Source organism: Streptomyces sp. 4N509B, from assembly GCF_052245655.1.
GTDB lineage: Bacteria > Actinomycetota > Actinomycetes > Streptomycetales > Streptomycetaceae > Streptomyces.
Map to the genome: position 1 here is coordinate 33,037 of NZ_JBQQBZ010000030.1, position 23,030 is coordinate 56,066.

Sequence of the window (23,030 nt, forward strand, 5' to 3'; positions counted from 1 at the left end):
CCTCCGCACGAAACCGTGTGTGGCGTAAACTGTCTACGTCGTAGACTTACATCTACACCATACACAGTTCTAGGATGTCGTCAATGACAACGCGGCGTGACCTGGAAGAGACCCTCGCTCTGCTGTGGCGCACCAAGCAGCCGGGACGCAGAGGGCCGAGGGGTAGCCTCACCCTGGACCAGATCGTGGGCACGGCGATCGACATCGCCAACGCCGAGGGCGTCGCCGGCGTCTCGATGCGCAAGGTCGCGGAGCGGCTCGGCGTCACCACGATGTCGCTCTACCGGTACGTCCCGGGCAAGGACGACCTGTTGGACCTGATGTTCGACATGGCCGCGGGCCTGCCCGACACCAGCGACTGGCCGAGCGACTGGCGTGGTGCCCTCGCCGCCTACGCCCGCGCCATGCGTGAGCTGCTCCGCTCCCGCTCCTGGATGCTCGACATCCCCCTCAACGGACCCCCGATGGGCCCGAACGACCTCGCCTGGATGGAGGCGGGTCTGGCGCCGTTGGCCGACGGCGGCCTGACCGAGGGGGAGATGGTCGGCGTGCTGATGCTCCTCACGGGCTACGTGATGAACGAGGTCCGCCAGGAGGTCTCCATGACCCGCGCGGCCCCGCAGACCGGGGTCACGTACGAGGAGTGGGGCAGGGTCTACAACGCGATGCTCGCCAAGGTCGTCGCGGACGGCCAACACCCCACCCTGGCCCGGCTGGTGGCCGCCGGTGCCTTCGAGGACGATCCGGCGGGGCCGGACGCGGACTTCGAGTACGGCCTGTCGTTCCTCCTCGACGGCATCGAGGCGCTCGTCCGCGAGCGGCGTGAGGCGGAGCGGGGGGACGGTCCGGACGCCGCGGCGACGGAGACCGGTTCCGTTCAGGAGTGACCGGAGTCGCCCGTTTCGCGACTGCTTCTGATGACTGTTTGCTTGACTCCGATGAGTTTTCGCCGATGCCGCGTGCGTAATTGCAATTAACTGCCTGTGGCGCTGGCGTTCCGGAGCGTTGAGGGATAACTTCGCGGCACGGGAGGACCCGGCACAGGTTGGCGCCCGCCGGGTCCGCCCACTGCGTATGTCGATGAATGATCAGAGGAGGAATCTCTGTGTCTCATTACCGACCACTGCTGAGGTTTTCCCTGGTGAACAGGGTTCCGCAGCACGTCGAAGTTACCATTCCGCGCCCCCTCGTGTCCGAAACCATCGAGGCGAGTGTCAGGGGCGTCAACACCTCCCCGCTGCTCTTCCTCGCCACCGTCGCGGCGCCCCTGGTGGTGTACGCCGGCGGTCTCGGCGTGTGGGAGGCGCTCGCCTCGGCGGCCGGTGTGCTCCTCGGGCAGGGCTCGTACATCCGTTATCGGCGGGTTCGTACCGGCTGACGACGGGCTTCGGTCGGGGCGGTCGCGCGCCGCCCCGGCCGGGGTGGCGCGTTTCCGCTCCCTTCGCCGCCGCGACCCCTCCTGCACGGGCGCCCGCACATGCATCGGTACGTGCATCTGTTTCTCCGTCCGGTCCGCGCGGATCCGTCGCCCGCTCGCGGCGAAATCCCCGGACATGAACTGTCCGCCGTTCCCAGACCTTCTCCCGAAGCCGTTCCCAGGCCCGTTCCCAGGCCCGTCCCCAGAGCCGTTCCCAGAGCCTGTCCCCGCCCCAGACCCCGCCCCCCGCACCACGCCCGCGCCGCGCGCCGCGTGGACACGCCATGAAGAGGAGTCATGAAGGACTGTAGGAACCCGAAGTGCCACCGGCCCTTCGAGCCCAACCGTCGGGGCCGGCCCAAGGAGTACTGCGACAAGCGCTGCCGCGACGCGGCGGCCCGGGACGCCGCCGCCCGCGACGGCGCGGTCGAACCGCTGCCGACGTCCGACCGGCACCCGGGCGGCGTCCGGGAGGTGGCGGAGGACCTCGCCCGGCGCGCCGAGGAGGCCCGGCGCCTGGCCCACGACGACGACGGCGCCGCGCGGACCTCGCTGCGCGCCCTCCGCCTCGCGCTCGAACTGGAACGGGACGTCACCGACCTCCAGGCCGTCATCGTCCAGCAGGCCCGCGACCGGGGCGTCCCCGTCGCCGCCCTCGCCCGTTCCTTCAGCCGTTCCCCCGGCGCGGTCGGCCGCCGCTTCTCCGCCGCGGCGATAGACCGGCGCATGGCCCAACGGCGCAGGCGGCTGGAGGAGGCCGAGCGCGCCCGACGCGGGGCCGCCGGCACCGGCCGGGGCGGCGCGGACACGGCCGACACCCCGCGCGCCGCCGACGCCGCCGGCACGGCGCCGACCGGGAACGACGGGGCCGCCGGGGGCGGGGCCGGGGCCGGGGGCCGTGGCACGGCGGACACCATGGGCGGCGCGGCCGCGGAGCGGGCCACACCCCGTTCCCCACGGCGCCGCCGCCGCGAGGCCAACGGCCCGGACGAGGGCCCGTTGGTCAGCGCCCTGTTAGCACTGCGACGCACCAGCGGCCAGACCCTGCGTGCCCTCGGCGAGGAGGCCGGGGTCTCGGCCTCCTACGTCTCGCGGGTGCTGTCGGGCGAGCGCCGCCCCTCCTGGCGGGTGACCGAGTGCCTGGTGCGGGCGTGCGGCGGCGACCCGGCCGACGTGCTGCCGCTGTGGGTGGACGCCCGGGGCCACCCCCTCCCGCGCGGGGTCTCGCCCGCCGACCTCCACTACGCGCTCCGCGGCCTGCACCAGGTCGCCGGTCAGCCCGACCCGGAGACGGTGCACGCCGTCAGCAACGGGCAGTTGAGCCGGGACGACGTCGTCGGCGTGCTGCACGGCGGGGAACTCCCCGACTGGGGGACGGTCGACCGCTTCGTCCAGGTCCTCGGCGGCCGGCCGGAGCGCTACCGCCAGCTGTGGCGCGCCGCCCAGAGCGGCCGGGGCTCCCTCACGCCGCCGGACCACGCCGCCGACCTGCCCGCCTCCTCCTTCGGATGAGTCCCCGAGGGCCCACCGCCCGACGCGGACTCACGACCCGCAGCCGACCACCGTCCCCGGGAACCACGCCATGACCCTCACCGCGTGTCACCACGACGGGTGCCCCGACCCGACCGTCCTGAACGAGGCGATCCGCGCCTACGTCCGCGCCCGCCGCGGCCGGCGGTGGAGCGCGGCCGAGCGCGCCGAACTCGACCGGCTCCGCACCGCCTGGCTCGCGGCGGTGGGGTCCCCGGCCCCGGCCCCGGCCGAGCCGTCACCGAAGTCGCCGTCTCCGAAGTCGCCGTCGCCGTCTCCGTCGGCACCGCCGTCTCCGTCGACGTCGCCGTTACCGTCGTCGACGCCGTCGGTCCCCCGCCGCCCGGCCGCCGAGGCCGCACGGCGCCGCCGCGCCGGCCGTTGAGCCGGCGGGTGCCCCGCCCCCGCCGACCCGCGAGGCTCACCGCGCGACGCGGGCCTCCGCCGCCGCCACCGCGAGGTCGAGCAGCCCTCGGTCGCCACCCCGCGGCCCGACCAGGCACAGCCCGCGCGGCGCCGTCCGCCCGTTCGCGCCGCGGACCGGGACGCTGACGGCGCAGCGCCCCGTGATCCCCGCGATGCAGGTGAGCTGGAACGTCTGGGCACGCGCCGCCTCGATCACCGGACCGCCGATCGACGCCTCCTCGCGGGTCGGCGCGACGGACGAGGCGGACGGGAGCAGCAGCACCCGGTCGCCGAGCACCTCGTCCAGCCGCCCCCTCGCCTCGCGCAGCACGGCATCGGCCGCCGTGAGGTCGTCCTCCGTGTACGTCGCGGCGCGCTCGAACCGGGACCGCACGTCGGGGTTGAGCGTGTCCCAGTGCTCCGAGATCCACGGGCCCCAGTAACGCCACGCCTCCACCGCCTGCCTGGTCTGGAAGGCCCGCACCCACTCGGGCAGCACCGACGCGTCGAAGCGGACACCGCGCACCGACGGCAGGTCGGCGGCGCGCCAGCGGGCCACGGCGCGGCGCACCGAGGAGGCGACCTCCGGGTCGGCCACGTCGACGAGCTCCTGGCTCAGGAGCACCTCGGACGCGGCGGCCCGGGAGGACCGTCCGCCGCCGGGCAGCAGGACCTCGCCGACGGCGCGCAGCGTCGCCGCGTCCCTGGTCAGCCAGCCCACGGTGTCGAACGAGGGGGCCAGCGGCAGCAGCCCGGCCGTGGAGACCGCGCCGTGCGTGGGGCGGATCCCGTACAGGCCCTGGTAGGAGGCCGGGATGCGGACCGATCCGCCGGTGTCGGTGCCGAGGGCGATGTCCGCCTGGCGCAACGAGACCGCGCTGGCGGGGCCCGAGGTCGAGCCGCCGGAGATGCGCTCGGGCGCCTGGGGGTTGGGCGGCGTGCCGTAGTGGCCGTTGGTGCCGGCCAGGCTGTAGGCGAACTCGTCGGTCCGCGCGATCCCGGCCACCGAGGCGCCCGCCGCGAGCAGGGCGGCGACGGCCGGTGCCGAGGCCGTCTCGGGCTCGCTCTGCGCGAGCCAGGCCGGGTTCCCGGCGCCGATCCGGTGGCCCTCGACGGCGAACAGGTCCTTGACGGCGACGTCGAGTCCCCGCAGGGGGCCACGGGAGGACGGCGGCACCAGGGGGCGGCCGTACTCCCGCCAGACCGTCGGGTCGGGCTCCGTCACCCCACCCACGCTACCCGCGCCGCCCGCGCTGCCCGGCCGCCGGGCGGGTGCCGCGGCAGCCGCCGACCCCGCCGTCCCGGTCGCCGAGAGCAACGCGGCGGCGCCGGCCGCCGTGGCCAGTCCGAGGAACGTCCGCCGGTCCGGTGTACGCGTGGGGTGGCGCATGTGGTGGGTCCTTCCGTGCGCGGGTGCCGGCCGTGGACGTTAGGCAGTGCGGATGTCGGCCGAATGTCGCCCGTGCTACGGCGTGTTACATGGATGTAGGGTGCAACGACCTCAGGGTGACGACGGACCGTCGAGCGCGGTCCCGCCCACCACGTCGCGCGCCCCGCCCTCACGGTCGGGATCGCGCACGCGTCCTGGCGGCACGCCAACGGGGTGAACCACGCGGCCGTCCCGCGTGAGGACGCGTGGGCGCGCGGCCACGGCGGGAAAGGCTGGCGGCATGCGCACACGCAGGGCTTCCGCCACCCCGTCCTTCCCGCGCCGCGCGTGCGGGCTGGCGCTCGCCGCCGCGGCGCTCGCCGCGCTCGCCGCCGGCCCACCGTCGTCCTCGCCCTCACAGGCGCGTCCACCGGCGCTCCCCTCGTTGGACGCGACGCTCCAGGCCGTCCCCGAGGCGGGCGTCCCCGGGGCCTACTCCGCCGTGCGCGACGGCACCACCCACTGGCAGGGCGCGGCCGGCGTGGCCGACGTCGACACCGGGCGGCCCATGGCGCCCGACATGCACCACCGGATCGGCAGCATCAGCAAGACCTTCACCGCCGTGGCCGTCCTCCAACTCGTCGGCGAGGAACGGATCGACCTCGACGCGCCCGTGGCCGCGTACCTGCCGGAGCTCGTGGCCGAGGGCATGGACCCGGCGGTCACCGTCCGCATGCTGCTCAACCACACGAGCGGCATCAACGAGTACCTCGCGGCCGCGTTCCCCTCCCTCACGGAGGACTCCACGGCCAGCCTCCGCGAGAACCGCTTCCGCGAGGCGGAGCCAGAGGAGCTGGCCCGCATGGGCCTGGCGGCCCCCGCGGTGGACGCCCCCGGCGAGCGCTTCTTCTACTCCAACACCAACTACGTCATCGCCGGCCTGCTGCTGGAGCGCGTGACCGGGACCGACGCCGGGCGGTACCTCGCCGAGCACGTCGTCGAGCGCGCCGGGCTGGAGGACACCTACCTCCCGGAGACGGAGTTCCTGGAGGGGCCCCACGCGCGGATGTACGACGCGTGGTACGGCCTGATCGACCCGCCCCGCGACTACGCCGTCTACAACGCCTCCTGGGGCTGGATCTCCTACGGCCTCGTCTCGACGATGGAGGACCTCAACCGCTTCTTCGCCGCCCTCTTCGACGGCCGTCTGCTGGAGCCCGCGGAGCTGGAGCAGATGCTTCAGACCGTGCCCGTCGAGGGCGCGCCGCCCGAACTGGCCGGGTACGGGCTCGGCATCTCCCCGTGGGAGTTCAGCTGCGGCACGTTCTGGGGCCACAGCGGCACGACGCTGGGCGCCTTCAGCGTGGCGTACACCAGCCCCGATGGCGAGCGGCAGGCCGCCGTCGGGATCAACCTGGAGCGGTACCAGACCCTCGACGAGGAGGGGAACGTCGTCCTGCACGCCGCCGACGCCGCGATGTTCCGCCACCTCGAACGCGCCCTGTGCGGAACGGCCGAGCCCCAGGCCACGACCGTGCCCTGGTACTCCCCGGTGGCCGTGACGCTGCCCTAGGACGTGTCCGCGACGTCGCGGCAGGAAGGAGCAAGTCGGGGCGAGCCGCAGGTCGTCCCGCGACGGGGGGTGACCGCGTTGGGACGGCGCCGCGCGGACGGCGCGGGGCCGTCTGGAAGCCGAAGGCCCGCCACTCCGACGGGCCCGTGTTCCAGCTGAGACGTTGGGGTCGGAGAGCGGCACATGCCTCGGGGGAACCCGTGTGGAGGCGTCCGGTGTCTGGTGTCCTCACACTGCTTCACCCCTCACCGGTGGATTGGGGGCACTTGTCGCAACCAATTGGTTGCGATACTGTCCGGGGGTCGATGAGTCGCCATACGCAAGGGGGGGCGCATGCCCGTACCGGATCGGATCGAGCGCGTGCTCGAACTTCGCCATCCGCGAGAGAAGGTGTGGGCGGCACTGACCACCCCCCGAGGTCTCGGTGGTTGGTTCGGCTCCAGCGCCGAGATCGACGACCTGCGCCCCGGCGGCCTGGCCCGGGTGCGGTGGAACGACGGCGTGGAACACACCCTGTGGATCCAGGTCGTCGATCCGCCACACCGTTTCTCCTACACGTGGGCGATCGAAGGGCTGCCCCCCTCCGACCCGCGCCGAACCCTTGTGGAGTTCACACTGGAGGCGAGGCCCACGGGCACCCGGCTCACCGTCGTGGAGACCGGCTTCGCCCAGCTGCCCGACGGCCTGGCCGACGCCTACGAAGCCAACGTCACGGGCTGGCGGACGGAGCTGGCGGAGCTGGCGGAGTATCTCGATGCCGCCGCCTGACCACCCCGACGCCGAGTCGATCGCCCAGGAGGTCTTCACCGCCCTGGCCGACCCCACCCGACGCGGCATCCTCGCCCAACTCGCCACGCGCGGACCGGCGACCGCGACCGACCTGGCCGAGCGGCTGCCCATCTCGCGGCAGGCGATCGCCAAACACCTCGGCCTGCTGGCCGACGCCGGACTGGTCCGGGCCGAGGCCGGGGAACGGCGCCGGATCCGCTACCGCCTCCACGCCGGACCGGTGGCCGTGGCCCAGTCGTTCCTCGCCGCGCTCGCGCGGGACTGGGACGGCCACCTGGGCCTCCTGCGTGACCATCTCGACCAGACAGAGGAGAAATGAATCATGAGCCCGACCTTCCGCGGCGGCCACAACATCGCCATGAAGCTCCCCAAGGCACAGTACGACCGAACCCTCGCCTTCTACCGCGACGTGCTGGGCATGGAGGTGACCGACGCGAGCGGCCAAGCCGCCACCGAGGGCGTCGCACAGAGCGCCTCGACGCGGTTCGGTCCGGTGACGTTGTGGTTCGACCGTGTTGACAACTACTCGCACGCCGAGCTGTGGCTGGAGCTGTTCACCGACGACGTCGACCAGGCGACGGCACACCTCGCCGCGCACGGCATCGCCACCCAGGACGAACTGGAGCCTTTCCCAGCCGGAATGGACGCCCACTGGATCTGCGGTCCCGCCGGTATCCCGCACATCGTCCGATCCCCCGACGACGCCGACCGGGACTGAACTCGTGACGGTGTGAGGATGACCCGGGCGGCCGATCTGTCGGAACGGACTGCTCGACACCGGGTACGGACCCCCGGCACGGTGCCGGGGGTCCTTGTGTCTGCCCGGGCCGCGGGTCGGTGGGTGTCCTCGGGGCGTCCGGGATTCCCCAGCCCGACGGCCGCCCAGAGCGGTCAGAGCCGTTCGGAGTCGGTTCGGGGCCGTTCGGGGCCGTTCAGGGCCCTAGAGATCGCCGGCGTACGACCGCGTGGCTCCGACCCGCGAGCCCTAGGGGAGGTTCCGCGCCATCACGATCCGCTGGACCTGGTTCGTGCCCTCGTAGATCTGCGTGATCTTGGCGTCGCGCATCATCCGCTCCACCGGGTAGTCGCGGGTGTAGCCGTAGCCGCCGAGGAGCTGGACCGCGTCGGTGGTGATCTCCATGGCCGCGTCCGAGGCGTAGCACTTCGCGGCGGCGCCGAAGAACGTCAGGTCCGCGTCCTCGCGCTCGGAGCGGGCCGCGGCGGCGTAGGTGAGCTGGCGGGCGGCCTCCAGCTTCATCGCCATGTCGGCGAGCATGAACTGCACGCCCTGGAAGTCCCCGACCGGCTTGCCGAACTGCTTGCGTTCGCGCACGTACCCCTTGGCGTAGTCGAGGGCGCCCTGCGCGATGCCCAGTGCCTGGGCGGCGATCGTGATGCGGGTGTGGTCGAGCGTGCGCATCGCGGTGGCGAAGCCGGTGCCCTCGGCGCCGATCATTCGCTCGGCCGGGATCCGCACGTTGTCCAGGTAGACCTCGCGGGTGGGGGAGCCCTTGATGCCGAGCTTCCTCTCCGGGGCGCCGAACGAGACGCCTTCGTCGTCCTTCTCGACGACGAAGGCCGAGATGCCGCCGCGCGTGCGCTTCTCCGGGTCGGTCACGGCCATGACCGTGTAGAAGTCGGAGACACCGGCGTTGGTGATCCAGCGCTTGACGCCGTTGAGCACGTAGTGGTCGCCGTCGCGGACGGCGCGGGTCTTCATGCCGCCCGCGTCCGAGCCGGCGTCCGGCTCGGAGAGGCAGTAGGAGAACATCGACGCGCCCCGCGCCAGCGGGGCGAGGTACCGCTCCTTGAGCTCCTTGGAGGCGGAGAGCACCAGCGGCATGGAGCCCAGCTTGTTGACCGCCGGGATCAGGGAGGAGGAGGCGCAGACGCGTGCCACCTCCTCGATGACGATCACCGTGGCCAGGGCGTCGGCGCCGGGGCCGCCGAACTCCTCCGGCACGTGCACGGCGTGCAGTTCGTTGCTGACCAGCGCGTCGAGCGCCTCCTGGGGGAAGCGACCCTCCTCGTCCACCTCGGCGGCGTGCGGGGCGATCTTCGCCTCGGCCAGCGCGCGCACCGACTCGCGAAGCGCCTCGTGCTCCTCGGCCGGCCGGTAGAGGTCGAAGTCTGCGGCTCCTGCCACGGTCATCTCCTCGTGCTCTCCTGCTAACGACTGTTAAGTAACTTGATCCTACGAATCCGCGGCGGCTGTGGATAGGTGAGCTTGCCGACCCGGCGACCCCGTCTAGTCTGGGCGCGGATCACCTCGGACCCCGCCGGACCTCCACCCTCCCCCTCCAGGAGCGCACATGTCCACCCGACCCAGCCGGCCCAGGATCACCGTCATCGGCACCGGATACCTCGGCGCCACACACGCCGCCGCCATGGCGGAGCTGGGGTTCACCGTGACGGGCCTCGACGTGAACCCGGAGAAGACCGAGGCGCTGGCCGCCGGCAGAGCCCCGATGTACGAGCCGGGGCTGGAGGAGCTGCTGCGCCGGCACGTCGCCGGCCTGGAGGGCTCCTCGGGGCGGCTGACCTTCACCACCTCCTACGCCGAGGCCGCCGAGGCGGGCGACGTCCACTTCGTCTGCGTCAACACCCCGCAGCGCGCCGGCGAGTACGCCTGCGACATGAGTTACGTGGACGCCGCGATCGACTCCCTCGCCCCCCACCTGACCCGCCCGGCCCTGGTCGTCGGCAAGTCCACGGTCCCGGTCGGCAGCGCCGCCCGGCTCGCGAGGCGGCTGGCCGAGCTGGCCCCGGCCGGTGAGGAGGTGGCCCTGGCGTGGAACCCGGAGTTCCTGCGCGAGGGCTTCGCGGTCGAGGACACCCTGCACCCCGACCGCATCGTGATCGGCGTGGCGGCGGGGGCGGCGGGCGAGCTGGCCGAGCGGCTGCTGCGTGAGGTGTACGCCACGCCGGTCGCCGAGGGCTCGCCCTTCCTCGTCACCGACCTGCCCACCGCCGAGCTGGTCAAGACGGCGGCCAACGCCTTCCTCTCCACCAAGATCTCCTTCATCAACGCGATGGCCGAGATCTGCGAGGCCGCCGGCGGCGACGTGCTGCGGCTGGCCGAGGCCCTCGGGTACGACGACCGGATCGGCCGCAAGTTCCTGCGCGCCGGCATCGGCTTCGGCGGCGGCTGTCTGCCCAAGGACATCCGCGCCTTCATGGCCCGCGCCGGCGAGCTCGGCGCCGCCGAGGCGCTCTCCTTCCTCCGCGAGATCGACTCGATCAACATGCGCCGCCGCGGCCACATGGTCGAGCTGACCCGGGAGACCGTCGGCGGCTCGCTCATCGGCAAGCGCATCGCGGTCCTGGGCGCCGCCTTCAAGCCGGACTCCGACGACGTGCGGGACTCGCCCGCCCTGAACATCGCGGGCCAGATCCACCTCCAGGGCGCCGCGGTCACGGTCTACGACCCGCAGGCCATGGAGAACGCGCGGGCCCTCTTCCCGACCCTGCGGTACGCGCCGTCGGCGGCGGAGGCGGTCAACGGCGCCCACGCCGTGCTGCACCTGACGGAGTGGCGTGAGTTCCGCGAGCTGGACCCGGCGGCGCTGGGCGAGTTCGTCTCCGAGCGCAACGTGCTCGACGGGCGGAACACCCTCGACCCCACCGCGTGGCGGAAGGCCGACTGGAGGTACCGGGCCCTGGGGCGGCCGACGGCGTAGGCGGGGCGGGGTCAGGCGGGGACAGGCGGGGCGAGGGGGCCGCCACGCGGGGCGCGGGCGCGCCGGGCGGGCGCGCGGCCGACGTGTCACGGCACCCGTCGGCACCTCGCCGCCCGCGCGGAGCCCGGCCGCGAGCCACGCCGCGAACCCGGCGTCGCGGCGTGTGCGTCGTCTTGCCATCGGGCGTGGCTGCCCATAGAGTCCGGCGCACATGGGCCCTTGGGAGCGCTCCCACGAGTACGAGCACCGCATCCCCCCACAACCGAAGGAGCACCATGACATCCCGCGTACGCTCCGCGGCGGTCGCGATCCTGGTGGCGGTCGGGTCGATCGTCGCCTTCGTGACGACGACGCAGACCTCGCAGGCACAGGTCCAGATCTGTGAGAAGTACGGGACCACCGTCATCCAGGGCACCTACGTGGTGCAGAACAACGCCTGGGGCACCAGCCAGCCGCAGTGCATCAGCGTGAGCAACTCCGGCTTCCAGGTCACGCAGGCGGACGGCAGTTCCTCCACGAGTGGCGCGCCGAAGTCGTACCCGTCGGTCTACCTCGGCTGCCACTACTCGAACTGCTCGCCGGGCACCAACCTGCCGCGCCAGCTGAGCTCGATCTCCAGCGCCCCCACGAACATCTCGTACACCTACGTGAACAACGCGGTGTACAACGCCTCCTACGACATCTGGCTCGACCCGACGCCGAAGACGGACGGGGTCAGCCAGACCGAGATCATGATCTGGCTCAACCGTGTCGGCCCGATCCAGCCGATCGGTTCGCAGACCGGCACCGCGACCGTCGCGGGACAGAGCTGGGAGGTCTGGGAGGGCAGCAACGGCGCCAACAACGTGATCTCGTTCATAGCGCCCTCGGCGATGAGCAGCTACAGCTTTGACGCCATGGACTTCATCGACCGGGCCATCGCGGAGGGCCTCGCGACCGAGCAGTGGTACCTCACGAGCCTCCAGGCCGGCTTCGAGCCGTGGGAGGGTGGTGTCGGCCTCGGCGTGAACTCGTTCTCGGCCTCGGTGAACTGACCGGGCCGGCCCGCTGACACCCCACCCGGCCGTCCGGCTCCCGCGGTCCGCGCGACCGTCGCGTCGCGGGAGCCGGACGGACCAAGGACGGGGCGGCGGCGGGCGCGGGGGAGGGCGGAGGCGGCCCCGGGCGGGGCCGCCGCAGGAGGACTTGCAGACGACTGGCCCTTCGGGGTCACCGACGAGAGGGGCGGCCCGCGTGGACCGTCGGCGTTTCCTTGGCATCACGGCGTCGGTCGCGGGGGCGGGTGCCCTGGGCGTGACGGGGACGGGCTGTGGCGGCGGGGGATCCTCGAAGGACGGCCCGCTCCGGCTGGTCGCGACGGAGCACGGCTCGGCCGACGGCTCCGGCGGCGCCGAGCGGTTCTGGCGTGAGGTGGTCGAGGGCTTCCGCGGCGAGCACCCCGACATCGACGTCGAGGTCTCCGTCATCCAGTGGCAGGACGCGAACATCGAGGTCGCGCGCATGGTCGAGGAGGGCCAGGCGCCCGACGTCGCGCAGATATCGGCCTTCGCCGACTTCGCCCTCGCCGAGGAGCTCCACCGCGCGGACGAGATGCTCCCCATCCCGCAGCTCGCGGACTTCATCCCCTCCATCCTGCGGGCGGGTGAGGTGAACTACGTCCAGTACGGGATGCCGTTCGCCTCCATGACCTGGCGCCTGTACTACAACCGCACGCTCTTCGAGGAGGCCGGCCTGGACCCCGGGCAGCCGCCGCGCGACTGGGGCGAGCTGCTCCGGATGGCCTCCGCCCTGCGGACCTCCGGCGTCAACGTGCCCTTCGCCACCCCGTTCGGCCACGACGAGGCGTACGCGGAGGCCGAGTTGTGGATGCTCTGCGGCGGTGGCGGCGTCACCGACCGCGGCGGACGGTACGCCCTGGACTCCCAGCCGAACGTGGAGGCCTTCACCTGGCTGCGGGACGAGCTGGTCGCCACCGGGCTCAACGGCGGCAGCCAGCCCGCGGCCGTCAGCCGCGAGCGGGCCTACGAGGACTTCGCCGCGGGCACCGTCGGCATGGTCCTGGGCGACCCGCTGCTGACCCGGCAGGCCGGCGAGGCGAACATCGACTACGGCACGGCCACCCCGCCCGGCCGGGTCGAGCCCGTCCCCTCCACCCTGGGCGAGGCGTCGTGGGTCCTCGCCTTCAACCAGAACGGCAGGGGGGAGCAGATCGGCACCTTCCTGCGGTACGTCTTCGGCAGCGAGAGCGTGCCGAGCTTCGCCGAGGACTACGACATGCTGCCGGTCACCACCGACGCCACGCTGCGGATCACCGAGAGCGGTGATCCGGCGCACCTCGTGCCCTTCCTGGAGGACCTGCCCTCGGCCACCTTCCATCCCGTGGGCAAGGCCTCGTGGTCCCGGGTGGCGGCCCTGATCGGCCAGGAGATCGGCAGCGCCCTCCAGCACGACAGCGACGTGAGCGCCGTGCTGGGCGAGCTCCAGTCGCAGGCGGTCTCGGCCGACGAACAGGCGGGTGTCTGAGGACTCCGCCGCCGGTCGCCACGCGCCGGTCGCCTCTGCCCGGTCGCCTTCGCGCCGGGGAGCACCCGTGCCGGGGCCCTCGCCGAGACGGGGCCCGCGTCGGGGAGCCCCGGGGTCAGCGGCTCCCCGTGCCGAGGCCGCCCGGAGCCCCGCCCGCCGCTCGGTCCGTGTCACGGCCCGAGCGGCTGGCCCGGTAGGTGCGCATCTTGGCGCGGGCGCCGCAGACCTGCATCGAGCACCAGCGACGGCGCCGCGCCGGGCTGTGGTCGTAGTACGCCCACTGGCAGGTGTCGGCCTCGCACACCTTGAGCCGCCGCCACGTGCCGTCCGCGTCGGCCGCGGCGACGGCCGCGGCGACGCGCGCCGTCAGCGTCTCGACCGCCGTCAGGCCCGGGGCGGGGAGGAGGGTGGCATCGCCCGTGGGGGAGAGGTGGAGGACCACGGAGGCGGGCAGCGGCGCCAAGGTCATCGGGGCCGGGGCGACCGCGACCGAGGCGACCTGGGCGCCCCGGGCGGCCGCCGGCCGCCGTCCGGGATCGGACGGCCCGTCGTGGAGGCGGCAGGCGGCCCGCAGGACCTCCCGGAGCCGCTGGAGCTCCGGCACCGCCTCCGCGGGCAGACCCGCGAGTTCGGTGAGACCGTGGGCACGGCGGAGTTTCTCCCGCCCGCCGGGAGTGGCGAGGGCGTCCTCGCCCTTCTCGATGTCGAGGGTGTTGATCAGGTCCATGACGAGGACGAGACCGCTGGGGATGGGTCGCTCCGGCACGGTTGCGACGTTACCGGCAATGGCTGATGATGAGGTAACTCAGCGGTTACCAGTAGAGCCGCTGAAACGGTAACGACGGGAGGAGTGTGTCATGGCCATAGCGACCATGGGCGTCACCGTGCTGGACTGCCCGGACCCGCGCAGGCTCGCCGAGTTCTACGCGGCCGTGCTCGACTGGGAGGTGACCGCCGGCCCCTTCGGCGACGGTGAGGACTGGATCGAGCTCAATGGGCCGCACGGGCGACAGCTGGCCTTCCAGCGCTCCGAGGGACACCGGCCGCCGCAGTGGCCCGGCACCGAGCACGGTCAGCAGTTCCACCTCGACCTCGACGTCCCCCGGGACGAGATGGACGCGGCCGAGAAGCGGGTGATCGCGCTCGGCGCACGCCTGCTGCAGGACGACGACGGCGGCAAACGCGACTGGCGGGTCTACGCGGACCCCGCCGGCCACCCCTTCTGTCTCTGCGCCGCCTGACGACGGGACGACAGGCGACGACAGGCCGAGAGGGGCGGCCGGCGGGACCCGCCCGCGGTCAGAAGTCGCCCAGCTCGTCGCTGACGGTGACGGGCTCGTCGTTGCGCAGCTGCTCCACGAGCTGCTCGACGCGGTTCTCGTCCCAGTGGACGGCGAAGTCCCTGGCGGGCATGTTCATGCGCTTGGCGTCCCGCATCGCGAAGAAGACCGAGCGCAGGTCCCACAGGCTCATGTCCTTGTCCACGATCAGCGAGTCGAGGACGGCGCCGCCCGCCGGGTAGAGGCGGAACGGGTTGAGGATCATCGACGGCGAGGCGGCCTTGTCGGAGATGACGCTGAGGAACTCCTGCTGGTTCTGGGTGCGGCCCAGGTCGCCGAGGTCCTCCTGGTAGCGCTGGCGGTTGAAGGCCAGCGCCTCGGCGCCGTCGAGATTGTGGCAGCCGGCGTCGAAGTCGGCGCCGGAGTTCCGGTCGCGTATCGGCTCGTCGAAGCACATCTCGACGCCGCCGAGCGCGTCGACGACGTTGGCGAAGCCGCCGAAGCCGATCTCCAGGTAGTGGTCGATGCGCAGGTCCAGGTTGTACTCGACGGTGCGCACCAGCAGCCACGGGCCCTCGTCGGCGTAGGCCTCGTTGAGCTTGACGCCCTCGCTGGCGGGAATGCGGTTGCCCGAGGTGGAGCCGGTGAACTCCGGGATGGTGACCAGCGAGTCCCGCGGCAGGCTGACCATGGTGTTCCCGTTGTCGCCCACGTGGAGCAGGATCATCGTGTCGGTGCGCTGGCCGGCGGTGCTTCCGGTGTGGAGCTCCTGCTGCTCCTCCTCGCTGAGGCCCGCCCGGCTGTCGGAGCCGACGATCAGGTAGTTGGTGCCCTCGCCCGGCTCGGGGCGGTCCTCGACGAGCGAGAGGTCGACCTCGCGGCGGAGCTTGCTGTCGGCCCAGAAGAAGCTGCCGGTGGCGACGATCACCAGGACCAGGACCAGGGCCAGGGCGGAGTACGCGACGCGACGCGGCCAGTTCCGCTGGCGCGGCTCGGCGTCGTCGGGGTCGCCGTACGGGTCCTGGGGCGGCGTGGGCGGCTGCGGGCCCTGGGGGCGGCGGGCGCCCCGGTACACCTGGCCCTCGTTGTACCCCGAGTCGTACGTGGCCCGCTGGTCACCCCGCTGGCCACCGTACGCGTCGTCGGCGTAACGGTCGTGCGTGGGGACGCGCGGGCCCGGAGGCGTGGGGGGCTGAGCGCGTTGTACGTGGGGCATCACCCGGGCACCCTCGGGCGGCGGCGGGGTACCCCTGCGGTTGTTCTCGGTCCATCCGTCGGGCCAGTCGCTCATGACCTGAAGTCTGCCTGCTCGGGCAGGTGACTGGGGAAGACGGGGTGGGGGAATGTGGCAGACCTGATGCAAACCGCGGTTGACCCGCCGCCGGCGTGAGCCCTCGCGGCACCGGTGTAACGCTCGTCACAGTCGGGCGATGTTCGCGTGCGGCGCGCGCGGTGCGCGGCGCGCCGGGGCGCGGCCCGTGAGGAGGACGAGGCGGGCGGCGCGGTACCGCTGGCCGGCGTAGGGCGCGAGCAGCTCCAGCATGCGGGCGTCGTCGGCGCCGCGCCGGCCCGTCAGCGCGTAGCCGACGATGCCGGGCAGGTGCAGGTCGCCGATGGTGATCGCGTCGGGTGCCCCGTTGCTGCGCTGCACCGTCTCCGCCGCCGTCCACGGGCCGATGCCGGGCACGGCGCGCAGCCGCGTCATGGCGTCCTCGGGCGCCATCGCCGCCGCCTCCTCCAGACGCCGCGCCAGCCGTACCGCGCGCAGCACGGCGGAGGAGCGCTGGCCGTCGACGCCGGCCCGGTGCCACTCCCAGGAGGGGACGCGGGAGACGACGCGCGGCTCGGGCATCACGAACATCGCGTCGCGTCCGCCGATCGCCCCGGCCGGCCCGGGGGCGGGCTCGCCGAAGCGGCGCAGCAGCATCCGCCACGCCCGGTACGCGTCGTGGGTGGTGACCCGCTGTTCGAGGATCGAGGGGATCAGCGCCTCCAGGACCAGCCCGGTGCGGACCAGCCGCAGGCCGCGGTGGCGGCGGAAGGCCTCGGCGAGGAGGGGGTGGTGCGCGGCGAGGGGCGCGAAGGCGTCGGGCTCGTCGTCGGCGCCGAGGAGGGTGGGGAGCTGGTCGAGGATCCAGTCGGCTCCCGGGCCCCAGGCGGTGGCGTGCAGGCTCCGGCCGGGGCCGGCGCCGGGCACGAGACGGAGGGTGGCGGCGCCCTCGGGGGTGCGGGTGGCCCGCCAGACGCTGCCGTCGCGGGCGATGCGGAAGGCCGGGTCGTACGGGCCTCGGCCGAGGACGCTGACGGTGCGGTGCAGGTCGTACGGGTCGGGCGGGGTCCAGCGGCGCTCGCGCGGGGCGTCGGCGGCGTGGCGGTGGGGCTCGACGTCGAGGCCGGAGCGGGGGTCGACGTGCGGGTCGACGTGCGGGGCGAGGTGTGGGTCGAGGTGTGGGTCGAGGTGAGGGGCGACGGCGTCAGGGGCGACGGCGTGGGGGGTGGCGCCGTGGGCCACGACACGGAGAGCGCCGTCCGCGTCGCGCCGCGCGTCGTGGCGCCCGTCGGGGTGCGGGTGGGTGGGAACGTCGGCGCGGGGCACGACGGCGTCGGCGTCGGCGTCCGCGTCGGCGAGGAACTCGGCGCGGACCTCGGTGGAGCTGTCGGTGGAGCCGTTGGTGGGGAGGTCGGTGGGGGTGTCGGTGTCCATGGGGGGGTGGAGTGCCGGCATGGCAGGCAAGGCTATGCCACGGCGGGGCGCTGCCTGGGATGTTCCCCCGGACAGGGCCCCGCCGTGGTGTCGCGCCCGGTGTCGCGCGGCGCGTCGTTTCAGCCCTTGCGGCCCTGGAGCCGGGTGGCGAGGTCGCGGATCGCGGGGAGCGCGTCGTAGAGGCGCTTCCCGGGGCACTCGGTGGCGTAACCGTCGCGGTGTCCCGAGATGTTGTCCAGCCGCACCTCGGTGCCCGCGGGCCACTTGCCGCCGCCGGAGATCCGCACCTGGGAGCGGGAGGGGTTGACGTCGTAGAGGCCGAGCTTCCAGGCCGTGATCTTCGCGACGCCCTCGATCGCCCGCTTGCTCGGCTTGGTGTCGCTGTAGGTGCCCAGCACGGCCACGCCCATGCTGTTGTGGTTGTGGCCGTAGGTGTGGGCGCCCATCACGGGCTCGATCACGCCGCCGGCCCGACCCTCGTAGATCGTGCCGCAGCGGTCGACGAAGAAGTTGTAGCCGACGTCGCGCCAGCCCAGGCTCTGTGTGTGGTACACGTAGATCGACCGGATGACGGCCGGCGCGTTCTTGCACGTGTAGCTGTTGCTGCCGGCCGTGTGGTGGACGAAGGCGGTGCGCACCCGGTCGGTGTAGACGAAGCCGGACTCGCGCAGGCTCTCGTCCGCGCCCCAGCCGGAGCGCGTGACGATGGGCGGCCGTGGCCCGACGTGGTCGCCGGCCGTCGGCGCCGAGTCGACCGTGGGCAGTTCCGCCTCGGGCAGCTCGGGCTCGACGACCTCCACCACCGCCTCGCCGTCCGCCGCCTCCGCTTCGTTCGGGTCGACGAGCTCCAGTCGCATCCCCTCCGGGAGCCCGACGGTGGTCTCGCCGTCGGGGGTCGTCACCCGCACCTCGACGCCGTCCGACTCGCCCACCCACAGCGGCGTGGTGCCGCCGCGCAGGTCGGGGTCGCCGGACTCGGCGGTGTTCTCGTCGGGGGCGTGCTCGGCGGTGGTCGGCAGCGTCCGCCACCGCGACCAGGTGCCGGACTTCCGCGCCCGGGTGCGGACCTCCACCACGCCGTCGAGGGTCGCCTCGGGGTTGGTCCACACGACGCCGAGCAGGGAGAACGGCTCCGTCCTCGTGGCCGGCAGGGTCAGTGAGCCCGCCGGGGCGGCCGCGCCGCCGGCCGTCCAGGCGGCGGCCGTGGCGGTCTCGGTGGAGGCCGTGGGCGTGAGGGCGAACGACTGGACGGCCGCCGCCGCGGCGGTGGTGGCGGCGGTGTCGGAAGAGGCGTCGGAGGCGTCCACGGCCGCCACGGCATCCACGGCCTCCACGGCGACGGGGGCGGACGCGGGGCCGGCCGCGGGCTCGGCGGCGGCTCCGAGGGGCACGAACAGTGGAACGGTCAGGGCGACGGCGCAGGCGCCGAGCGTCGTACGGGTCATCAGAGAACCAGGCAGAGAACGCGGTAGGAAGGAACGCATGTCACTGATATTTGACATACCAACATATAACTGTCCATTTGGAATAACCCGGATGATGTTTCCGTCGCCGCTCCCCGGTGGCCGCCGCCACGTACCCTGACGGCGATGAACGCCACCGACCCCACCCCCGCCGACCTGCTGCGTTCCGCCCTCGCCGCGGACGCCTCCCGCCCGTTGGTGACCTACTACGACGACGCCACCGGCGAGCGCGTGGAGCTGTCCGTCGCCACCCTCGGCAACTGGGTGGCGAAGACCGCGAACCTCCTCCAGGACGAGCTCGCCGCCGAGCGCGGCGACCGCCTGGCGCTCCTGCTGCCGGCGCACTGGCAGACCGCCGCGTGGCTGCTGGCCTGCGCCGCCACCGGCGTCGTCGCCGAGATCGACGGCGACCCGGCCACGACGGACCTCGTGGTGAGCGGCCCCGAGCGGCTCGACGAGGCGCGGGCCTGCGCCGGCGAGCGGGTGGCGCTCAGCCTGCGCCCGCTCGGGACGCGCTTCCCCCTGCCGCCGGAGGGCTTCACCGACTACGCCACCGCGGCGCCCGGCCAGCCCGACGCCTTCACCTCATACGACCCGCCGGGGCCCGAGGACTCCGCCCTGGTCGTCGGGGGACGGGAGCTGACCGGACGCCAGGTCGTCGAGCTGGCGCGGGCCGACGCCGCCGAGCGGGGGCTGAGGCCGGGCGACCGCGTCATGTCGCTGCTGGACTACGACCGGTGGGAGGGGGTGTCGGCGGGCCTGTTCGCACCGCTCGCCGCGGGCGCCTCGGTCGTGCTGTGCCGGAACGCGACGGACCTCGACGCGGCCGTGCGCGCCGCCCGCGTGGCCAGCGAGCGCATCACCCACTTCGCCGAGTGACGGTGGCGGGGGGTGACCGACACCCCCAGGATCGTAGTCATGAGGGTCCCGCGCCAGCCCGTCCCCGACCGTAGCCACCCCCGTCAGCGCGGCGAGGGCGGCCCTCGGGGCCTGCGGGCGCTGCGGGCGCTGTGGGCTCCGCGCGGCCCGCGGCGGCCCCGCGGTCCGAGGCGGTGGGCCCGCCTGCTCGTCACCCGCTCCCGCACGACGACCGCCCCGACCGCCACGACAGCCGCGGCCGGACGCGGCGGCGGGAACGGCGAGGGCGAGGCGAACGGAGCCGGGGCTTGGGCCGGGGCCCGAACAGGAGCCGGTCCCGGCGGGCGCCGCTGGCCACGGCGCACGGTGCTGGCACTGGCCCTCTTCCTGACGACGGGTCTGCTCGTGACCACCGTGCTCGGCTGGGGCCTGGTGCGCCGCCTCGACGGCCGCATCGAGGCCGACGCCACGACCGCCGCCGAGCTGGAGCGCCACGAGGAGCAGCGCCCGCCCCCCGCGCCGGGCGGCGCGCAGAACCTGCTGCTGATCGGCACCGACGCCCGGGGCGACGGCGAGCCGCGCGCGGACGCCGTGATCCTGCTCCACCTGTCCGGCGACCGCAGGAGCGCGACGGCCGTGAGCGTCCCCCGCGACCTGATGGTGGAGATCCCCCGCTGCGCCCGCCCCGGGAGCGACACCCGCGAGCCGGCCCGGCGCGCCGCGTTCAACACCTCCTACGCGACGGGCGGCGCCGCCTGCACCATCCGCACCCTGGAGAGGCTGACGGACATCCGCGTGGACCACCACGTCATCGTGGACTTCGAGGCGTTCGCCCGGATCGTCGACGCGGTGGGTGGCGTCGAGCTCTGCCTGCGCGAGCCGGTGCGCGACCGGCCCGCCGGGCTGAGCCTGCCCGCCGGCCGGCAGACCCTGAGCGGGGAGGAGGCGCTGGCGTACGTCCGCGCCCGCAAGGAGCTCGCCGACGGCAGCGACACCGCCCGCATCACCCGCCAGCAGCAGTTCCTCCGCGCGCTGGTGGACACCCTCGCCGACGACGGCGTCCTCATGAACCCCGCGAAACTCCTCCCCGTGCTTGACGCCGCGACCTCATCCGTCACAACTGACGCGGAAATCGCGTCGCTGGTGGGGTTGTACGACCTGATGCGGGAGATTCAGTCAGTATCATCCAACGAATTCCGATTCGTTACGATTCCTCGTCGGAGCGATCCCGAGAATCCCGACCGTGACGTGCTGCGCCAGCCGGCCGCGAACGACCTGTTCACGCGGCTCCGCGAGGACCGGCCCGCGGCCGTGCGGGAGGCCACGGGCGGCATGGCCCGGACGGCGAGCGGAAACGCCGCCACCGTGTGTGAGTGAACGGCTGGGCCCTCGGCGACAAACCTCCAGAAAAAACGAACTAATCGGAGCATTGCCCCGCTGTTCCCGGGTGGAATCCGTCACCGCCATCGCCGTACGGGGAACCACCGGGCTAGTGTGAGCCGTCTGAAACCCCAGAAGGCACATGCGGAGGGCTCACGGATCGGTGGAGGCGCAGGGACCTGGAGGCGGGGGCGGCGAGATCGACCCGGCGGACCAGTGGGTGTACAACCCGAACACCGGCGAGTACGAGCTGAGGGTGTCCGGGTCGCAGGGGTGGCAGGGCGGCCGACGGCCGGGCCACGCGGCGCCGGACGCGCGAGGCCCCCGCACCACGACGACCGGCCGTAACACCCCGCCCCGACAGAGGCGCGACGCGCGGCCCGCCGAGGACCCCTCGTCCGCGTCCTCCGCCTCCTCTTCCTCCGCCTCGCCCGCGGGCCCCGCCGCGCCGGGCCGGCGCGCCCACCGCGACCGCCCGCTCCCGGGTCAGCGCGACCGCCGCGCACCGCACAGCCGCCGCAAGCCGAAGCCGAGGCGCAGCCGCAAGCGGAAGGCGCTGATGTGGACCAGCGGCGTCCTGACGATGCTGCTGCTGACGGGCTGCGCCGTCGTCGGATACATGTGGTGGCGGCTGAACGCCAACATCGACTCCACCGACGTCGTCGGCGAGGACACCGGGTACGAGGACGGCGAGCCGGTCAACATCCTCTTCATCGGCACCGACGACCGCACCGGCGAGGGCAACACCGGCTACGGCAACGAGGGCGACTCAGGGCGCGCCGACACCACCGTCCTGATGCACTTCTCCGCCGAGCGCGAGCACGCCACCGGGCTGAGCATCCCCCGCGACCTCATCACCGACATCCCCGAGTGCGAGGTCAGGAACTCCGACGGCTCCACCACGGTGATACCGGGCAGTGAGGACGTCCGCTTCAACGAGAGCCTCGGCGTCTCGGGCCGGGACGCGGGCTGCACCTGGCGGACGGTGGAGCACATCACCGGCGTGGAGATCAACCACTACATCATGGCCGACTTCAACGCCGTGAAGGACATGTCCACGGCCGTCGGCGGCGTCGAGGTCTGTGTCGCCGAGCCCATCGACGACCCCAAGTCCCACCTCCAGCTCGACGCCGGACGCCACGAGCTCCAGGGCGAGGACGCCCTGGCGTTCGTCCGCACCCGGTACTCCGTCGGCACCGGCAGCGACCTCAGCCGCATCGAGCTCCAGCAGCAGTTCCTCGCCTCGCTCGCCCGCGAGGTCACCTCCGTCAGCCTCACGAGGATGTGGGACCTGGCGGACGCCGCCACCAAGGCGCTCACGGTCGACAACGCGATCGGCAGCGTGCAGGAGCTGTACGACCTCTCCCAGGACCTCGGACGGGTCCCCATGAGGGACATGGCCTTCCTCACGGTCCCCGTGGTCGACAACACCGACGGCGCCACGGTCCTGGTCGACGAGTCCCGCGCCCAGCCGATCTTCGAGATGCTCCAGCAGGACATCTCCATGACCGACGACGGCAGGCCGAGCGGCGGCGGCGGCGGTGGCGGCGGCCGGCAGGAGATGGCTCCGCCGGAGGAGGTCCGCGTCGACGTCTACAACGGCGGCGAGGTCATCGGCGCCGCCCAGGAGACCGTCACCTGGCTCCAGAACGAGCAGGGCGTGCCGCTGTCCACCAACGCGGGCAACGCGGCGCAGCCGCAGGAGCGGACCACCCTGGAGTACGGCCCGGACCAGGCCGACCAGGCGGCGAGGCTCCGCGACATGATGGGCCTGCCCAAGCGCGCGATGCAGGAGGGCACCGCCAACGCCGGAGACGAGCCCATGGTCCTGATCCTGGGCAACGACTTCAGCGCTGCGGGCGAGCCCATCGGCGGTCCGCCGAGGAAGCCGGACGACGTCGACAGCATCACGGCGGACGACGAGGACGTCTGCGCCTCATAACGAGCCGGACATCGCCCCGGTACAACCTTCCGGGACGGTGGACCGTCCCAACCTATCGACCGGCCGACGGGGCCGCCCCGTGGGCGGACGGGGCCGGGCCACCCTACGGACATGGGG

At 73.3% G+C, this 23,030-nt stretch carries 19 protein-coding genes and 1 pseudogene; 14 read left to right on the forward strand and 6 right to left on the reverse strand.

What is annotated here, in order from left to right:
• The first annotated feature begins 83 nt into the window (after positions 1-83).
• From ACTWP5_RS24040 to ACTWP5_RS24050, 3 genes are all read left to right on the forward strand, one after another.
• On the forward strand, positions 84-887 hold the full coding sequence (locus tag ACTWP5_RS24040; RefSeq protein ID WP_443223173.1) for a TetR/AcrR family transcriptional regulator: 804 nt from the start codon (positions 84-86) through the stop codon (positions 885-887).
• 302 nt (positions 888-1,189) lie between these two features.
• Positions 1,190-1,378 (forward strand): hypothetical protein, encoded by a 189-nt coding sequence (locus ACTWP5_RS24045; protein WP_443223174.1) that lies wholly within the window; start codon positions 1,190-1,192, stop codon positions 1,376-1,378.
• A gap of 336 nt (positions 1,379-1,714) precedes the next feature.
• Positions 1,715-2,929, forward strand: a complete 1,215-nt coding sequence (locus ACTWP5_RS24050; protein WP_443223175.1) for a helix-turn-helix domain-containing protein — start codon at positions 1,715-1,717, stop codon at positions 2,927-2,929.
• A gap of 439 nt (positions 2,930-3,368) precedes the next feature.
• Here the strand turns inward: ACTWP5_RS24050 and ACTWP5_RS24055 are convergent, their stop codons facing one another.
• A complete protein-coding gene (locus ACTWP5_RS24055; protein WP_443223176.1) occupies positions 3,369-4,742 on the reverse strand; it encodes an amidase in 1,374 nt (457 codons plus the stop codon).
• A 280-nt stretch (positions 4,743-5,022) separates the two neighbouring features.
• On the opposite strand from ACTWP5_RS24055, the gene ACTWP5_RS24060 reads away from it, so the two are divergent.
• The 4 genes from ACTWP5_RS24060 to ACTWP5_RS24075 all read left to right on the forward strand — a co-directional run bounded on the left by ACTWP5_RS24060 (position 5,023) and on the right by ACTWP5_RS24075 (position 7,801).
• Positions 5,023-6,294, forward strand: a complete 1,272-nt coding sequence (locus ACTWP5_RS24060; protein WP_443223177.1) for a serine hydrolase domain-containing protein — start codon at positions 5,023-5,025, stop codon at positions 6,292-6,294.
• Positions 6,295-6,627: 333 nt separating this feature from the next.
• On the forward strand, positions 6,628-7,062 hold the full coding sequence (locus ACTWP5_RS24065; protein ID WP_443223178.1) for an SRPBCC domain-containing protein: 435 nt from the start codon (positions 6,628-6,630) through the stop codon (positions 7,060-7,062).
• A complete protein-coding gene (locus ACTWP5_RS24070) occupies positions 7,049-7,402 on the forward strand; it encodes an ArsR/SmtB family transcription factor (protein WP_443223179.1) in 354 nt (117 codons plus the stop codon). Before ACTWP5_RS24065 ends, ACTWP5_RS24070 begins: the two co-directional genes overlap by 14 nt.
• 3 nt (positions 7,403-7,405) lie before the next feature.
• Positions 7,406-7,801 (forward strand): VOC family protein, encoded by a 396-nt coding sequence (locus ACTWP5_RS24075; protein WP_443223180.1) that lies wholly within the window; start codon positions 7,406-7,408, stop codon positions 7,799-7,801.
• 267 nt (positions 7,802-8,068) lie between these two features.
• Here ACTWP5_RS24075 and ACTWP5_RS24080 read toward each other — a convergent pair whose 3' ends face one another.
• Positions 8,069-9,229, reverse strand: a complete 1,161-nt coding sequence (locus tag ACTWP5_RS24080) for an acyl-CoA dehydrogenase family protein (RefSeq protein ID WP_443223181.1) — start codon at positions 9,227-9,229, stop codon at positions 8,069-8,071.
• A 166-nt stretch (positions 9,230-9,395) separates the two neighbouring features.
• Here ACTWP5_RS24080 and ACTWP5_RS24085 point away from each other — a divergent pair, with 166 nt between their 5' ends.
• The 3 genes and pseudogenes from ACTWP5_RS24085 to ACTWP5_RS24095 all read left to right on the forward strand — a co-directional run bounded on the left by ACTWP5_RS24085 (position 9,396) and on the right by ACTWP5_RS24095 (position 13,286).
• Positions 9,396-10,763 carry a UDP-glucose dehydrogenase family protein gene (locus ACTWP5_RS24085; RefSeq protein WP_443223182.1) on the forward strand — a complete coding sequence of 456 codons (1,368 nt, stop codon included), beginning with the start codon at positions 9,396-9,398 and terminating at the stop codon, positions 10,761-10,763.
• A 275-nt stretch (positions 10,764-11,038) separates the two neighbouring features.
• Positions 11,039-11,794 (forward strand): annotated as a pseudogene (locus tag ACTWP5_RS24090) (GH12 family glycosyl hydrolase domain-containing protein); the annotation flags it as partial.
• Positions 11,795-11,996: 202 nt separating this feature from the next.
• Complete coding sequence (locus ACTWP5_RS24095; protein ID WP_443223183.1) at positions 11,997-13,286, forward strand: extracellular solute-binding protein; 1,290 nt, start codon at positions 11,997-11,999, stop codon at positions 13,284-13,286.
• A 115-nt stretch (positions 13,287-13,401) separates the two neighbouring features.
• Here the strand turns inward: ACTWP5_RS24095 and ACTWP5_RS24100 are convergent, their stop codons facing one another.
• Positions 13,402-14,052, reverse strand: a complete 651-nt coding sequence (locus ACTWP5_RS24100; RefSeq protein ID WP_443223184.1) for a CGNR zinc finger domain-containing protein — start codon at positions 14,050-14,052, stop codon at positions 13,402-13,404.
• A 91-nt stretch (positions 14,053-14,143) separates the two neighbouring features.
• On the opposite strand from ACTWP5_RS24100, the gene ACTWP5_RS24105 reads away from it, so the two are divergent.
• A complete protein-coding gene (locus ACTWP5_RS24105) occupies positions 14,144-14,527 on the forward strand; it encodes a VOC family protein (protein WP_443223185.1) in 384 nt (127 codons plus the stop codon).
• Between the two features lie 58 nt (positions 14,528-14,585).
• Here the strand turns inward: ACTWP5_RS24105 and ACTWP5_RS24110 are convergent, their stop codons facing one another.
• The 3 genes from ACTWP5_RS24110 to ACTWP5_RS24120 all read right to left on the reverse strand — a co-directional run bounded on the left by ACTWP5_RS24110 (position 14,586) and on the right by ACTWP5_RS24120 (position 18,715).
• Complete coding sequence (locus ACTWP5_RS24110) at positions 14,586-15,857, reverse strand: LCP family protein (RefSeq protein WP_443223186.1); 1,272 nt, start codon at positions 15,855-15,857, stop codon at positions 14,586-14,588.
• 126 nt (positions 15,858-15,983) lie between these two features.
• Positions 15,984-16,883 carry a DNA-3-methyladenine glycosylase family protein gene (locus ACTWP5_RS24115; protein ID WP_443223223.1) on the reverse strand — a complete coding sequence of 300 codons (900 nt, stop codon included), beginning with the start codon at positions 16,881-16,883 and terminating at the stop codon, positions 15,984-15,986.
• 506 nt (positions 16,884-17,389) lie between these two features.
• Positions 17,390-18,715 (reverse strand): peptidoglycan recognition protein family protein, encoded by a 1,326-nt coding sequence (locus tag ACTWP5_RS24120; RefSeq protein WP_443223187.1) that lies wholly within the window; start codon positions 18,713-18,715, stop codon positions 17,390-17,392.
• Positions 18,716-18,859: 144 nt separating this feature from the next.
• On the opposite strand from ACTWP5_RS24120, the gene ACTWP5_RS24125 reads away from it, so the two are divergent.
• The 3 genes from ACTWP5_RS24125 (at position 18,860) to ACTWP5_RS24135 (ending at position 22,913) form a co-directional block, all read left to right on the forward strand.
• Positions 18,860-19,612, forward strand: coding sequence for a TIGR03089 family protein (locus ACTWP5_RS24125; RefSeq protein WP_443223188.1), 753 nt, complete (start codon positions 18,860-18,862; stop codon positions 19,610-19,612).
• 39 nt (positions 19,613-19,651) lie between these two features.
• Positions 19,652-20,968 (forward strand): LCP family protein, encoded by a 1,317-nt coding sequence (locus ACTWP5_RS24130; RefSeq protein WP_443223189.1) that lies wholly within the window; start codon positions 19,652-19,654, stop codon positions 20,966-20,968.
• 145 nt (positions 20,969-21,113) lie between these two features.
• A complete protein-coding gene (locus tag ACTWP5_RS24135) occupies positions 21,114-22,913 on the forward strand; it encodes an LCP family protein (RefSeq protein ID WP_443223190.1) in 1,800 nt (599 codons plus the stop codon).
• The last annotated feature ends 117 nt before the right edge of the window (positions 22,914-23,030 follow it).